This is a genomic window from Enterococcus sp. AAFC-DPL-5182 (assembly GCF_058216605.1).
Genome location: NZ_CM177101.1, coordinates 2,295,243 through 2,311,607 on the forward strand (window position 1 = coordinate 2,295,243; position 16,365 = coordinate 2,311,607).

Below are 16,365 nucleotides of genomic sequence, written 5' to 3' on the forward strand. Positions count from 1 at the left end.
TGCTTTTATGAAAACTGAACGACTGCTTGCCATCATTATGATCTTATTAGATAAAAAACAAATCAGTGCTTCTCAATTAGCTGAGACCTTGGAAGTATCCGTTCGAACCATTTATCGAGATATTACATCTCTGAGCGAGGCCGGTATACCAGTAACCACGACTCCGGGCGTAAATGGCGGTATCCAAATCATGGAGAATTATAAAATCGATAAACAATTTTTTACATCAGCCGATATCACTTCCCTCTTGATTGCTTTAGAAAGTATATCGACGAATGTCTCACCTATTCAAATAAGCCAAACATTTGAAAAAATAAAAACACTTGTCCCAGCAGGTTTCATGGAAGAAATTGAGTTCAAAACGAATCAAATTGCGATTGATCTCACTCCATGGACTAGCAATCATACCTTACAGCCATTTTTAGAAGTGATCAAATCTGGTATGGATCAACAACGCTTATTACGTTTTCACTATGAGGACAATAAAGGACGGCAAACAACGCGAATCATCGAGCCTTATCGACTTGTTTTAAAAGAAATAAGTTGGTATTTACAGGCTTATTGCACAGAGAAATTAGATTTTCGTACGTTTAAAATTTCAAGAATGAATGATTTAGAATTATTACCGACAACTTTTACTCCTCGAGAATTTCAACCTCAACCCTTAGGAAAAGAACCGTTTTACGGTAAAGACTTTACGACCATAACGCTTAAAGTAACGCATAAGGTCAAAGAACAACTAATCGATAAATTTGGACAGCTGAACTTTTTTTCTACTGATTCAGATTTATACATGGTTAAGTTTCCATTCATGGAAGATGAATTTGGCTACAACTTACTTTTAGGATTTGGAAATCAGTGCGAATGCCTTGACCCACCACACGTTAGAGCTGAATTAAAAAATCGCATCGAAGAGTTACTCGAACTTTATCAATAATCAGGCTAAAAAAAGCTTCTCACGCTGTACCACTTGAGTACAGGTTGAGAAGCCTTCCTATTTTTATTTCTTTTTCTTGCCGCCAAAAGCGTCTTTCATTTTATCAAAGAAGCCTTCTTCTTGCTGTTCACTTACGGTTTGTCCGCCAGCTTTAGCAAATGTGCGTAATGCTTCTTTTTGTTCATCATTCAAGTTTTTAGGTGTAATGATTTTGACCTTCACATGCTGGTCACCATTAGAGCCACCTCGCAAGCGCGGTGCACCTTTACCTCTTAGACGGAAGTTTGTTTCTGTTTGAGTGCCTGCTGGAATTTTTAACTTCACATCCCCATGAACAGTCGGTACTTTGACTTCATCACCAAGTGCTGCTTGAACAAAACTTAGTGGTAAATCGTAATAAATTTCTGAACCATCACGATCAAAAATATTACTATCCTCTACACTGAATACAACGTACAAATCACCATATGGTCCGCCGTTCATTCCGGCTTCTCCTTGATTTGCCAAACGCATTTGTTGTCCATCTTCTACTCCAGCTGGAACATTGACTTTGACTTTATGCGCTTTTTTCTCATGTCCAGTTCCATGACATGTTGGACAAGGTTCTTTGATTTCTTTACCCGTTCCACGACATACATCACAAGTTTGACGGCTCATCACACGTCCAAGTGGCGTTTGACGTTCAACATTGATTGAACCTGATCCATGACACTTGTGACAAGTTTCTGGATGTGTACCTGGCTTAGCACCGTTCCCACCACATGTACTACAGTTATCTTCACGGTTGTATTTGATTTCTTTCTCTACACCAAAAATGGCTTCCTCAAACTTAAGGTTGACTGTATATTGCAGATCAGCCCCTTGTCTTGGCGCTGTTGGATCTACACTACGAGAACCGCCGCCAAAGAATGAATCGAAAATATCCTCAAAGCCGCCAAAACCGCTACTTGAAAATCCACCGCCGCCAAAGCCGCCGAAACCACCTGCTCCGCCGTAATTTGGATCAGTGCCTGCATGACCATATTGATCATAAGCCGCTTTTTTCTGAGGATCACTCAACACTTCATAGGCTTCAGAAACTTCTTTAAATTTATCTTCTGCATCTGCTTCTTTATTGATATCTGGGTGATATTGCTTGGAAAGCTTTCGGTAAGCTTTTTTTATTTCATCATCTGAAGCACCTTTGGCAAGGCCAAGCACTTCATAATAATCTCTTTTCGTAGCCATTAGTTCCCCTCCAACTATTATTCCATTTATTCTAAAATAGGATCGACGCCAACTTATTTGTATAAAAACATCGTTGTAATCATACCACAAATCACGCAAAAGCAAAATAGCTTCCCTTCATTTGCCAGTATTTATCTACAAATAAAGATAGGCAAAGACCAAAGCGATGACTTTGGTCTTTGCCAGCTTGTTAACGATTATTTATCGTCGCCTTCTACTTCTTCAAAGTCAGCATCTACAACATCATCTGCTCCACCTTGTGCAGCTTCAGGATTTTCTTGCGCTTGTTGTTGCGCTGCTTGTTCATAAAGTTTTACTGTTAAGTTTTGAACGATTTCGTTTAATGAATCACGTTTTTCTTTCATTTGTTCGATATCATTCGCTTCAACAGCTGCTTTTAACTCATCACGAGCATCTTCTGCTTTTTTCACTTCATCAGCGTCTACTTTGCCTTCTAATTCTTTCAATGTTTTATCAACAGTGAACAACAAAGCATCAACATCGTTACGTAGATCAACTTCTTCTTTACGTGCTTTATCTGCTTCAGCATTTGATTCAGCATCTTTCACCATACGTTCGATTTCATCATCTGATAAACCTGAAGAAGATTTGATTGTGATTGTTTGCTCTTTTTGTGTTCCTAAATCTTTCGCACGTACGTTTACGATACCATTTTTATCGATATCAAAACTTACTTCGATTTGAGGCACACCACGAGGAGCTGCTGGAATATCTGTTAATTGGAAACGACCTAATGTTTTGTTATCTGCTGACATTGGGCGTTCACCTTGTAATACATGGATATCTACGGCTGGTTGGTTATCAGCGGCAGTTGAGAATACTTGTGATTTACTTGTTGGGATCGTTGTATTACGATCGATCAATTTAGTAAATACGCCACCCATTGTTTCAATACCTAATGATAATGGTGTTACGTCTAATAATACAACGTCTTTAACATCACCTGTGATAACGCCACCTTGGATCGCAGCACCCATTGCTACTACTTCATCCGGGTTCACTGATTTATTAGGCTCTTTGTTTGTTTCTTTACGAACAGCTTCTACTACAGCTGGGATACGTGTAGATCCACCAACTAAGATTACTTCGTCGATTTCAGAAGGGTTCAAGCCAGCATCTTTCAATGCTTGACGTACAGGTGTTTTTGTACGTTCTACTAAGTCACTTGTTAATTCATCAAATTTAGCACGAGTTAAGTTCATTTCTAAGTGCAATGGACCAGCGTCTCCTGCTGTGATAAACGGTAAGCTAATTTGAGTTGATGTAACACCTGATAAATCTTTTTTCGCTTTTTCAGCAGCATCTTTCAAACGTTGAACAGCCATTTTATCTTTAGATAAATCAACACCGTTTTCTTTTTTGAATTCTGCTACCATGTAGTCGATGATTTTATTATCAAAGTCATCTCCACCTAGTTCGTTATCACCGGCAGTTGATAATACGTCGAACACACCATCACCTAATTCAAGGATTGATACGTCAAATGTACCACCACCAAGGTCAAATACTAAGACTTTTTCGTCTTTATCTGTTTTATCTAAACCGTAAGCTAATGCCGCAGCTGTTGGTTCGTTAACAATACGTTCTACTTCTAAACCAGCGATTTTACCAGCGTCTTTTGTTGCTTGACGTTGCGCATCGTTGAAGTAAGCTGGAACTGTAATAACAGCTTTATCCACTTTTTCACCTAAATATTCTTCTGCAAAGCCTTTTAAGTATTGTAAAATCATCGCAGAAATTTCTTGAGGTGTGTAAGATTTGCCATCAGCTTCAACTTTGTAGCCAGCTTCGCCCATATGACGTTTGATTGATGCAATTGTATGTGGGTTTGTCACTGCTTGACGTTTTGCCACTTCACCAACTTGGATTTCGCCATTTTTAAATGATACTACTGAAGGTGTTGTACGGTTACCTTCTGGGTTTGCAATGATTTTTGCTTCTCCGCCTTCTAATACTGCAACTGCTGAGTTTGTAGTTCCTAAGTCAATACCAATAATTTTACTCATAATTAATGATCTCCTATCTTCTATTTTAATTTTTTCAATTTATATTATGCAAACATTCCTTGTTATTGTGCAACAACAACCATGCTTGCTCGTAAAACGCGGTCATGTAATTTATATCCTTTTTGTAGGACTTCAACGATTGTATCTGCAGGTGTTTCATCACTTGCTGGAATCGTTTGAACTGCTTGATGTAAATTAGGATCGAATACTTCACCCATTGTTGGAATTTCTTCAATACCCTCTTCTTTCAGTGCAGCTTGTACACTTTCAAGAACCATCGAAATACCTTTTTTCAAGCTTGCGCCTTGCTCATCATCGACTTCGATTGCCATCGCACGTTCTAAATTATCAAGCGAAGGCAATAATTTTTTACCTAAGTCTTGCGATCGGTAACGAACAAGCAATTCACGTTCATTTTTAAAACGGTTGCTCATATTGGCAATTTCAGCTCGAGCTCTTAGGAATTTATCTTCCATTTCTGATAGTTCAGCTTGAGCATTTTCTAATTCTGTCATTTCAGCTTCTACTTCTGAAACTCCTGAATCATCGATAGCTTCCATGCGTTCTTCCTGTAATTCTTCATTTGTTTCCTCTTTATTACTCACTCTGGCAACTTCCCTTCTCATTTCCGTAGAATTAATAGAATTCTATATTTAAACTTTTAGCTTATTCATCAAGAAAACGATAATAAGCACCAAGCTTTGTAGCTAGTTCATGGCGAAAAACATCCACTAAACCAAACATTTTTGAATACGGCATACTAGTCGGACCTAATAAAGCAATCGTTCCTTTACCGTGACCGGATACTTCATACGTTGCAGTGATCATACTCATATTATCCAGCAGATCGTTGCCTATTTCCGAACCGATCCGAATCGCTATTTGAGTATCTGTCTTTTCATCTGTCGTCAACAAATGTGTAAGTGCATCTGTATTTTGCATAAAAGAATAGACAGATTTTAATTGATCGATATCTTGTTTCATCCCGAAATCTAAAACATTCATGCGCCCGCTGACAAATACTTTTTCTTCAAAAGCATGACCTAACATTGCATCGAATAAATTCATCATCCCTTCAGGCGTTTGAAAATAACGATGTAAAATCATCGGAATTTCCGTCCTTAATCGATGATAAACAGTCAATAGCGGTTGTCCTACAAGTTTATCATTGATGATTTGGGTCATCTTCTCTAGATCTTGGCTAGATACAGATGACGGAATCGCAAAGACCTGACTTTCCACATTGCCTTTATCTGTAACGATCACAGCAATAATCTGGCGATCATTTAAAGGAACGATACGAAAACCTGTCAATTTCCGTTCTTTCACTTCTGGTCCTAACGAAAATGCTGTATAGCTAGTCAAATCTGAAAGGATCTCAGCCGATTGTTCAATGATATCATTGATTTCATGAAATTCTTTGCCAAAAGAACGACGAATCGTTTCTAACTCATCACGTTCAACTTCAGCCGGCCTTAGTAAATGATCCACGTAATAACGATAACCATCCATTGAAGGAATTCTACCAGACGAAGAATGTGTCTTTAATAATAATCCATGTTCTTCTAAAGCTTTCATATCATTACGAATCGTTGCAGAACTTGATTTAATTCCTTCTTCCATCAATTTCTTTGATCCTACAGGAGTTCCTGTATTTGTGTATCCCTGGATGATAAGTCGCAAAATATTCTTTTGTCTTTCCGTTATCATAGTTACCACCCTTCATTAGCACTCATGGCATCTAAGTGCTAATACAATTATTAATATATCAACATCTTGTATAATTGTCAAGAGAAAAACACACTTTTTTAGCACTCTTTATCATCGAGTGCTAAACGATGATAAAAAAAAAGCACTAGAGGGTTTTTATTCAAAAACAGCTCTGTACTTTTTCTTTTTTATTCTTTGTCGATTAGAAACTCTTCGAAAACATCATTTCCAACAAATAAGCCTTTTTCGGAAAGTTGAATAGACGTATCATCTTCCAATAATAACCCCTTTTCAATCAATTTAGGGATCTTTTCTTTATAAACTTGCTCTAACGTAACACCAAATTTTTCTTTAAATTGCGCTTTAGAGACACCATCTTTTTTGCGCAATCCTAAGAAAAGTTGCTCTTCCATCTGATTATTCAATGTTAGTATCTCTTTTTCAACAGTTGGTAACTGATCATCACGTAAAGGTTTTAGGTAATGCTGAATTGGTCCGTGATTTCGATAGCGAGTATGTCCTAAATAGCCACTTGCTCCAGCGCCAAACCCATAATAGTGTTCATTATCCCAGTAAATCAAATTATGCTGACTTTCTTTGCCTTTTAATGCGAAGTTACTCACTTCATACTGATGTCTGCCGCCTTTTTCCATTGCGATGATCGTTTCTTCAAACATTTGGGCTTCAACTTCTTGATCTGGTAACTGTAGGCGCCCTTGACGAACCCAATTCATAAACATTGTTTTATTTTCTAAAATTAGTGAGTACAATGAATAGTGAGGTAAATCAAGTTCGATCGCACGTTTCAACGTATCCCGGAATCCTTCAAGTGTTTGTCCAGGCAAAGCATAGATCAAATCGATACTTACATTTGAAAAATTTTCTTTTTCCAAAAATTTCATCGTTTCGTACACATCTTCAGCTGTATGTTTTCTTCCAATTTTCTTCAACAATTGATTATCAAAAGTTTGTACGCCCATAGACAAGCGGTTCACACCATATTCTTTCATTACATGTAATTTTTCCTGTGTTAAATCTCCAGGGTTAGCTTCCACTGTAAATTCATTTTTAGGATCAAAAGGGAGTAAGTTTCGTACACCTTCTAATAAAACTGCTAATTGATTCGCCGATAACGATGTAGGTGTTCCCCCTCCAATGTAAATTGTTTTGGTATCATTGCTTGGATAGTGCTCTTTCGTTAATCGGATTTCTTTTAAAAGACTTTGAATATATTCATCTACAGGTTGTCCTTCTAAAAAAACTTTATTGAAGTCACAGTAGTAACAGATATGTTCGCAAAACGGAATATGTATATATGCTGAGGTGCTATTAGAATTGTTTTTCAATTTATTTCTTCCTCCACTTTAGAGTGTCTTGCTATTTTACATCATATAGAAGACGTCTCTTATCTTACCACACTCAATGATAAAATGTTTTAATTTGCTTCATAATTTCCCGCTTTTTCATTCTTCCGCTCCCCTTTTAAAAGTAATGACACTATACAATAAAGACAGACACTTTGATATCTCCCGCGAAATCAAAGTGTCTGATATTTGATAGAATAGCCCAGTTAAAACTCTGTATTTTCTGACTAGAGTAATTCTTGATATTTTCTTATATATATTTTCTTGATCACTGTTACTAAGAGTAAATACGCAATGATTGTTGGAATCAAGTAAAAAAAGTAATTTCCTGGAAGTGGTGCAAAACCAATACTTGCTCCTAAATTCGTAAACGGCAAAATTGTTCCAATTAAAATTCCAACTGAAGTGACGAGCGTCAAGATGCCTGAAGCTCTACTTTGAAGGAATGGTATTTTTGGCGTTCTCAATATATGAAGTACCAACATTTGTGACCATAAAGACTCAATAAACCAACCTGCATGGAAAATAGCGATAAATAAGAGTTTCTGATCGGCTGCTAATGAGAAAAATCCACCGCCTAAGATAGTTGGACAAATAATAAAATACATAAATAGATAAGTAACGATATCAAAAACAGAACTTGTCGGTCCAAACCATTTCATGAATGAACCAATTGATTTGGCTTCCCACTTCTTAGGCTTTTCGACATACTCTTTATCCACGTTATCCCACGGAACCGACATGCAAGATGTATCGTAAATCAAATTCAAAAATAGTGATTGAATCGGCGCAACTGGTAAAAATGGTAAAAAAATACTCGCAGGAATAACAGAAAATACATTCCCGAAATTTGAACTTGCTGTCATTTTGATATACTTCATTGTATTACTAAAGACTTTGCGTCCAGAAATAATCCCCTGTTCTAAAACCATTAAGTCTTTTTGCAGCAAAATCACATCAGCCGATTCTTTTGCAATATCAACTGCCGTATCTACAGAAATTCCAACATCAGAGACTTTCATAGCTCCTGCGTCATTGATTCCATCCCCCATGAAGCCAACTGTTTGTTCATTTTTCTTCAACGCTTTAACAATTTTTGTTTTTTGATCAGGTGTTACTTTTGTAAAAATAGTATATTTATTGACCATCTGTTCTAGTTCTGATTCAGATAATTTAGAAATTGCTGAACCATCGATCATTTTTTCAGTCCCCAGACCAACTTCTTTACAAACTGAACGTGTTACTAATTCATTATCACCTGTTAGAATTTTTACAGAAACTCCGTTACTTTTTAATGCTTGAATAGCAGCAGCAGCCGTTTCTTTAGGAGGATCTAGAAAAGCGAGATACCCTTGTAAAATCAGTTCCTGTTCATCTGCAACAGAATAGTCATCTAATTGATTGTTGACTTTTTTATCTGCGATCGCTAAGACTCTCAGACCATCTTCATTTAATTCCTTCACTGTTTTCAATACTTGTTTTTTTATTTTTGGTGTGATCGGAACAACATCTCCAGCCTGATTGATATGAGAGCATGCTTGTAGCATTTCTTCAACTGCTCCTTTAGTAATCAAAAAGCTTTGATTCGATCTTCTATTTTTAATAACAACACTCATTCTTCTACGATTAAAGTCGAAAGGAATTTCATCAATTTTAAAATAATCTTCTTCATCGATAGATAACTCTTTCGATGATGCTTCAATAATTGCCTTATCGATTAAATTACGCAGACCAGTTTGGAAATAACTATTTAAAAAAGCAGAACGCAATACTTCCCGATCTTCTTGGCATGAGGTATTGTAATGATATTCTAAAATGACCTTGTCTTGTGTCAGGGTGCCAGTTTTATCCGTACATAAAATATCCATGGCACCAAAATTTTGAATCGCGTTGACGTTTTTCATGATCGTTCCTTCTTTTGCCATATCCCTAGAACCTTTGACCAAATTAGTCGTAACGATCATTGGCAGCATTTCTGGTGTAAGCCCTACAGCCGTTGCAATAGCAAACATTAAGGCTTCACCCCAATCGCCTTTTGTGATTCCGTTGATCAAAAATACTGCTGGCGTAATCACCATCATAAAACGAATCAATAACCATGTCGTTTTGTTTACACCTAATTCAAAGCTTGTTTTTTTCTCATCATCTGCAACATCTTGTGCAATTTTTCCAAAGAGTGTATTATCCCCAACCCGAACAGCTACACCAACACCACTGCCGCTAACGACATTGCTGCCTAAAAACAATAAATTATCAAAATCTGTTTGGTTATTATTATTTGTAGAAGTAACATTTTTGACTTTTTTTTCAACTGGAAAACTTTCTCCTGTCATCGCTGATTGTGAAACGAATAAGTCCTTCGCATGAATCAACCGCAAATCTGCAGGAATCATGTCTCCTGCTGCAAGATTAACTAAGTCACCACAAACAACTTCGTCCACAGGTATTTCCATTTCTTTATTTTCTCTGGTAACAGTCGCTGTGATCTGAATCATATTTTGTAATTTACTGACTGCATTACTTGATTTCACTGATTGAACTAAAGTCATAGTGCCGCTTAACAAAACCATGACCACCATAATCAAAACCCCAGTAATGTCTTTCTCACTTGGTTCAGCATACACATATTCAGTAAAAAACGAGATAGTTGCTAGTATCATCAATACAACAGTAAATGGTGTGACATAGGATTTTATCACAGTATAAATAAAGGACTTTTTTTTATTATCTGTAATTTTATTTATACCGAATTTTTCTTTTGAGTGTTGAACTTCTCGGGCTTTCAAGCCATCCCACGAAGAGGAAAAGCTTTCTAAAACTTTATCGATAGATAAATTCGCTATCTTTTGATAAGCTTTTTCATGGATCATGTTCTTCATTTCTTTTTGCATCTAGATTATCCTCTTTTCTTTTAGTTGATCTCTGGCTTATCGAACTATCTTCTGGCACCGTCACCACATCCTTTCCACACAAAAAAGCGCACTGAAAACTCAGCCCGCTTTGCCGTGAGTCTCCATAATCGTTGAGTTTTGGCACTATACAACGTAAAAAGCCCAAGCTTTTAGCTACCTTAAGAAAAGCCTTAATTCGACAGTTCCTGTTCTACCCATTGGCGTCTCTCGACATTTTTGGGCAGTAGCCTGTGTTTGTATAGGAGCCTCGCCTAACAAGAAGAATTACACTGTTATTCTAATGAATTATGCCTTACATTTATAGACAAAAAAAACGATACCTGTATAACTTTTTTTGAATGTAATTTTTTCGCCATCTTCCTTTTTAAATCATTTATAAAAAAGAATACTTCTATGACAAAAAAGAAATAGTTTATTCAGTTCATTTTATTTACTATATTTGTATAAACGAATCTCCCAAGTTCGTTTATGTAACATCCATACTCCTTTTTACAAAGTAAGCTCTGATGGATCCCACTTCGGCTTTCCCCCGTAGTGGGATTTATATTTCCAAAGTTCATTGTTCAAATTTCATAAAAAAGAATAGCACTATAAATAAAACAGAATGGCTCTATTGGCCAAAGAAAATTATACTAAACTAAGAAACAACCTATTCACTAATTGTTCACTATTCCCTATCAGTAAGCTAATACTGATAAAAGTCCTTTTAATTGGTCGGCTATTACCAATTAAAAGGGCTCTTTTCCTTTATAGAAAACAGTCATTATTTCAAAATAAAAAAATACTATTAATTTTTTGTATATTTTTTGAAAAAAATGACTATTTCATCTCAAATTATTTTATCTTGAAGAGAACCAGCATTTATTTTCAACAGAGTAAAGGAGATGAGCAAATGAAATTAAAACAATTAGACTATTTTTTAGCATTATGCAAAAACAAAAGCTTTACAAAAACATCAGAGGAATTAGGTATTTCTCAGCCTTATTTAAGCACACATATTCGAGAATTAGAGCAGGAGCTAAACGCCCAACTGATAACGAGAGATTACGGCAATAACACCTTAACGCCTGAGGGTCTTGTTTTAAAAAAAAGAGGGGAGAAAATTTTTCAAGAATTTGAAATGGCTGTCACAGAAATCAATTTACTTGTCCATACTGGAGAAACAGCAACCATCAAAATCGGAACAAATTTAGCTGACACTGACTATTTGATTGCAAAAATGCTAACAGACTTTCACCGAAAATATCCATTAGCCTCTATTGATTATGGCTATTACGACAACCTTGAAATAGCTCTGGAAAATAAAGAAATCGATATAGCAGTCGGTATTCTATCAGAAGAGAATTCTAAAATAGCAAGTAGTTTGATTTTTTCAGAATCTTACGTTGTTTTCATTAGCAAAAAAAATCAACTATCTTATCTAAACGAATTGTCAGTAGAGCATTTACTGCAAACCCCTTTAATAAATTATTCAAAACAAATCTATGAAAAGAACATAATTAAAACTTGGATAGAAATAAACCATCCTGAACTTAAAGATAATCAATGTTACGAACTACCTTCAACAATCTCAATATTGAATTTAGTCGATCAAGACTTTGGCGTGGCATTTCTTCCTTACTCATTGGCAGATTCCATTCCGAATTATTTAAGTATTACATCAGTCGAGATCATTGATGGACCTTTCAGAAATATTTCTATTGGTTATCATTCAGACCTACCTCTCTCAAAAGCACATAAAGATCTAATCGAACAACTTCAATTTATTTTTTAACAACAAATTGAAAGGAGAAAAGAACATGGAATTAACCCATTTAAACTACTTTTTAACACTCTGCGAACAAAAACAATTCACTAGAGCCAGCAATCATCTCGGCATTTCACAAGCCGCATTAAGTAAGCAAATAAAAAATCTTGAAGATGAAATCGGGGCAGCGCTATTTTTTAGAGCTAAAGAAGAATGTCAACTCACCCCCGCTGGAAAAATACTAGAAAGTCATTGTTGGCGTATCAAACAAGAAATGTTCTATATTTGCGATGAGATCAATGACCTCTCCTTTTCAAAAGAATCTGCATTAACTACGATTAATGTTTCTCTTTTTTTAAACGATCTAGAATTCAAATTAAATGAGACTCTTTCAGCATTGTTTCAAGAATATAAATATTTGAGAATCAATACAATTATTTCAGATAATATCTTTCACTCACTCGAAACATTAGAATCGGATATTGGAATTGGCCCTTCCATAAAAAATGTACCTGATACGATAAATAAAATAGATATTTATTCAAATGAATACAAAATCATCATGCGAAAAGGCCACCCAGTTTTCGACCATGCAACAATTAGTCTAGACTTATTTGATAATTATCCTTTTGTATTCTTTAATCAAACATTTCTTGAAACGAAAACAATTTATGATTGGATGAAAAACAGTCTCCCATCAAGATCTCAAGAAATGGATATTCACGTTGATACCACTGAATTGATTCTTTACATGGTAAAAAACACCGATACTTTTTCTATCGTCCCACAATATTTACAACGTCATTTGGATGATCTAGACATCATTTCTATAAATGATGAAAGCCTCCCACTCAGAGTGATGTCGATCTATTATCTTAAAAATAAATATATTGGAAATCAACTAAAACAAGTATTATCATCTTTTATTGATACTTCTTTTTAATGAATTTCACACACTGATTCTTAAAAAAAATATGAGTGGGGATATAACTCTTTGAGTTATATCCCCACTCACATCCTTACAAACCAACTCAGTCACTACTTTTAAAAATCATTTTGTAGATTCTACATTATCCCCTGTTAAACAGTTTTTTTACTTTTTCTTTTTTACTACGGACTCTGTAGTTTTGTTGCCAACTTCTTTCGATTCCGAAGTTTTTTCGTGCTTATCTTTCTTGCTTGATTCTAGAGAACTGCTACTTTTTTCAATTCTGGAGGACGACGATCCTTCAGATTTATCATTGTTCTTTTCCGCATTTTTACCGCATCCTACTAGAGCAACTGAGCAAAATAAGATTGTTGTTCCTAAAATAATTTTTTTCATGGATTTTATCCTCCTAAAAAATAGTAAGCAATTATTTTTGCTTATCGTCCATTATGACAGAATAAAAAACATGAACCATCCTAAAATTTTTATGAATCTATTCCTTTACAAAAAGGCTTAAATACTCCTTAGTCATAGTCCGTTGTTAAATTATTTATCCCTAATGCCTCCATCTTTTTAAATTCATTTTGAGGCACTCCCCATAAATTAACAGACAATCCTTTACTTTGAGCTTTAGCAATTAAGTCTGGCCTATTCACTACACTATCATATTTGATATCTAGACCAGCTTTCCCACCTAAACTACTCGTTTGAGTAATCATTTGTTCATCTAAAGTTTTAGCTAACAATTGAACCTGAGTGTCTGGAAGACGTTTTTTCATTTCCACTAAATTTGGATAATCAAACGAAATGATCACCGCTGTATTAGACATACCATAGGAAGTAATTAAATTTGCAAGATGATCATAATCGCTCGGTTCAAGATTCTTTGCCTTAACTTCAATAAAAGGAATACTCTGTTTATTATTCATGATCGTTAGAAACTCTTCTAGTGTCGGAACAATTAATTGTTCTTGGGAATAATTTTCTTTATTTGATCCTTGATCGATGCGTAAGGCTTTTATCTGAGCTAATGTCAAATCACTGATTTTCCCTTTACCATTTGTCATTCGGTCAACTGTTCTATCATGCATGATCACCCACTGTTTATCCTTTGTTAGCCAAATATCCGTTTCAATTCCCCAACTATCAGATTGTTGGAAGGACGGGATAGAGTTTTCGGGCGCTGCTTTATGATTTCCACGATGAGCTACATAACGTATATCATCCATCATTTCACTAATTTCAATATTCTCAGCGGAAATATAGCCTTCAGTCGTTCGATAAACTTTTTTTTCAGAATTAAAGACGATCCCTTTCACATAAGCCATACTGTTTGCTGGTAATTGTTTAGCTGTTTTAGACAAGTTTCTATTTTGAAACAACGTTGTTTCTTGCATGATTCGGATACGAACTGGCCGCCTCAACTCAATCTCTGCAGTGCCAGCCTCACACTCAGCCTTTAATCCATTCATTGCAATTAGTTGGGTGCTCGCATGGTACAGGCCATTATTAAAAGCGAAATCTTCGTAATCAACATGAACTTTATAGGTATTATCAGGTTGAAGGGTCCCCTCATATACTTTTTTATCACTTTGATCCTCTTTTGACCACACGGGAACTAGTACTTTTTCAATATCAGCAGTGCTTTTAGTTTGAATATTTACGTCAAACTGCCCTTTTCCAACGTTAGCATTATCCACTGCAGCTTCAATGCTAGGCTGTTCAACTACAAACTCACCAAAGTCCACTAATTCAGTTTTTCCATTTTCTTTCGTAATCAACAGTTTAATCTGATAACGTCCCGCTTCTTGATGATTCTTAACCAGAATATCTGTTTCCCATGTACTACTTTCTGGATGATATTTCGCTGGATAGATTTGTAAATCGTTTGGTCCATTTTCTTCACCAAACGTTGGAAATTCAACTTTTTCAATATGTTTCACACTTGACAGATTTACGCTTGCTTTGTAAACAGTTTGTTTATTGTCCATATCCCACAAACGAAAAACAGGTAGCGTTGCTGGTTGTTTGACTTGCTCATCTTGCGGCCATGGATCGATCAATGGCTCAGTAAATTCAGAATTCACTCGACTTCCTTCCAATAAGGGCTCATCAACTTGGTGAAAATCAACATCTGATACCTCTAAATCTACTTGGGAAACTTGATACCCATCATAGGATGGAGTAGCGTTATCCTGATAATCGAGGTTGTAATAATACCAAAATAAAAAAGCGATTCCGCCCAAAATCAAGAGTATAAATAACGTCGGAAGTCTAAACAGTTTCCTTTTCTTCTTTTCACGTTTCTTTTTTTCCATGTAATGCCCCTTATCGTTAATGACTTCTCCTTTAGTAGTGCAATTATAGTATATCAATTTACTTTGATCCGATGTAGAAAAATTTGTTTTTATATAAACTTTTATATTATTTTTCCTACTTCAAATTTCCACTTCACTGAAACTAAAGTCTGAAAAAAAACAATTAAACTAAATAAGCAACAACCAAACTCATTGCTGCCTTATTCAGTTTATCGAATATGATGAAACTATATTAGTGATTGTTATTCAAAAAATAATCTGCAGTATCTTGTTCGTCTTGTTTTAGCTGTACAATCAAATTTTCCGCTCCATCAAATTTCACTTGGTCACGTAAATAATGGTTCCAACGCACAGTTACATATTCACCATAAATATCTTGATGGAAATCTAAAATATATACCTCCACAGTTAGTTCACGACCATCACCAAAAGTATCATTGTGACCGATCGAGCCCATACCAATATGCCATTTGTTTCCAATTTTAATTTTCACAGCGTAAACACCGATTCTAGGCAAGCGTACTGTACTTTTCACTTTGATATTAGCAGTAGGAAATCCTAATAAACGTCCTCTAGCATCACCATGAACAACGGTGCCATCTGTTTCATAGACATACCCTAGTAATTCAGTAACCTCTTCCATCTTCCCTTGTTCCATCAATTCGCGAATGCGCGTTGAACTGATTTTCGCTCCATCCAACTCTTCTTTGCCTACCGTCACAACTTCAAATCGATCTTTAGCATAGCCAGGTAGGTGGGCGACATCTGCGATATCTTTTGGTCCGTAAGTATAATCAAATCCAGAAACGGCTGCTGCTGCATGTAGTCCAACGATATATTGATCTACAAATTCTTGTGGCGCCAAATGCGCAAATGCCGAAGTAAATTCGATTACATATAACAAATCTACTCCTAACTTTTCCATCAATTGTTCTTTTTGCTCTAAGCTCGTTAAATATTTCATATTCTCAGGCAAAACTTTTTGAAAAACGATGGACGGATGCTGATTAAATGTCATGACGGCTAATTCTAAGCCTTTCTTCTCCGCAATTTTTTTTCCTGTTTCAATGACTTTTTGGTGTCCACGGTGAACACCATCAAAAAATCCTAGTACCATAACAACCTCTTCTGCTGGGATTTGTTCTGGATTATATGGATGTCGAATTGGAATGATCTGCATGTTAAAACTTCTTTC

Annotated in this window: 12 protein-coding genes and 1 riboswitch; of the genes, 3 read left to right on the top strand and 9 right to left on the bottom strand. The window is 35.8% G+C overall.

The genetic code is table 11. From position 1 onward, the window contains the following. Positions 1-7 precede the first annotated feature (7 nt). On the top strand, positions 8-937 hold the full coding sequence (locus AC4BB7_RS10720) for a helix-turn-helix transcriptional regulator (RefSeq protein ID WP_490483004.1): 930 nt from the start codon (positions 8-10) through the stop codon (positions 935-937). A gap of 63 nt (positions 938-1,000) precedes the next feature. Here the strand turns inward: AC4BB7_RS10720 and dnaJ are convergent, their stop codons facing one another. The 6 genes from dnaJ to mgtA all read right to left on the bottom strand — a co-directional run bounded on the left by dnaJ (position 1,001) and on the right by mgtA (position 10,156). Beyond that, complete coding sequence (gene dnaJ / locus AC4BB7_RS10725) at positions 1,001-2,164, bottom strand: molecular chaperone DnaJ (protein WP_086313497.1); 1,164 nt, start codon at positions 2,162-2,164, stop codon at positions 1,001-1,003. A gap of 197 nt (positions 2,165-2,361) precedes the next feature. Next, complete coding sequence (dnaK, locus tag AC4BB7_RS10730) at positions 2,362-4,191, bottom strand: molecular chaperone DnaK (RefSeq protein ID WP_010771895.1); 1,830 nt, start codon at positions 4,189-4,191, stop codon at positions 2,362-2,364. Positions 4,192-4,253: 62 nt separating this feature from the next. Beyond that, positions 4,254-4,796 (bottom strand): nucleotide exchange factor GrpE, encoded by a 543-nt coding sequence (grpE, locus tag AC4BB7_RS10735; protein WP_086313498.1) that lies wholly within the window; start codon positions 4,794-4,796, stop codon positions 4,254-4,256. 61 nt (positions 4,797-4,857) lie between these two features. Then, complete coding sequence (gene hrcA / locus AC4BB7_RS10740; protein ID WP_490483005.1) at positions 4,858-5,901, bottom strand: heat-inducible transcriptional repressor HrcA; 1,044 nt, start codon at positions 5,899-5,901, stop codon at positions 4,858-4,860. A gap of 188 nt (positions 5,902-6,089) precedes the next feature. Then, positions 6,090-7,247: a radical SAM family heme chaperone HemW gene (gene hemW, locus AC4BB7_RS10745; RefSeq protein WP_490483006.1), complete on the bottom strand. Its 1,158-nt coding sequence runs from the start codon at positions 7,245-7,247 to the stop codon at positions 6,090-6,092. 245 nt (positions 7,248-7,492) lie between these two features. Beyond that, positions 7,493-10,156: a magnesium-translocating P-type ATPase gene (gene mgtA, locus AC4BB7_RS10750; RefSeq protein WP_086313501.1), complete on the bottom strand. Its 2,664-nt coding sequence runs from the start codon at positions 10,154-10,156 to the stop codon at positions 7,493-7,495. A gap of 116 nt (positions 10,157-10,272) precedes the next feature. After that, a riboswitch (M-box (ykoK) riboswitch) is annotated at positions 10,273-10,443 on the bottom strand. 626 nt (positions 10,444-11,069) lie between these two features. On the opposite strand from mgtA, the gene AC4BB7_RS10755 reads away from it, so the two are divergent. Further along, positions 11,070-11,951: a LysR family transcriptional regulator gene (locus AC4BB7_RS10755; protein WP_490483007.1), complete on the top strand. Its 882-nt coding sequence runs from the start codon at positions 11,070-11,072 to the stop codon at positions 11,949-11,951. Positions 11,952-11,976: 25 nt separating this feature from the next. Next, the gene (locus AC4BB7_RS10760) at positions 11,977-12,867 is read left to right on the top strand and encodes a LysR family transcriptional regulator (protein WP_490483008.1); all 891 of its coding nucleotides are present in this window, start codon (positions 11,977-11,979) and stop codon (positions 12,865-12,867) included. A 150-nt stretch (positions 12,868-13,017) separates the two neighbouring features. Here the strand turns inward: AC4BB7_RS10760 and AC4BB7_RS10765 are convergent, their stop codons facing one another. From AC4BB7_RS10765 to ribF, 3 genes are all read right to left on the bottom strand, one after another. Further along, positions 13,018-13,248, bottom strand: coding sequence for a hypothetical protein (locus AC4BB7_RS10765; protein ID WP_490483009.1), 231 nt, complete (start codon positions 13,246-13,248; stop codon positions 13,018-13,020). A 128-nt stretch (positions 13,249-13,376) separates the two neighbouring features. Further along, complete coding sequence (locus AC4BB7_RS10770; RefSeq protein WP_490483010.1) at positions 13,377-15,170, bottom strand: glycerophosphodiester phosphodiesterase family protein; 1,794 nt, start codon at positions 15,168-15,170, stop codon at positions 13,377-13,379. 232 nt (positions 15,171-15,402) lie between these two features. Further along, a complete protein-coding gene (gene ribF / locus AC4BB7_RS10775) occupies positions 15,403-16,350 on the bottom strand; it encodes a riboflavin biosynthesis protein RibF (protein ID WP_490483011.1) in 948 nt (315 codons plus the stop codon). Positions 16,351-16,365: the final 15 nt, after the last annotated feature.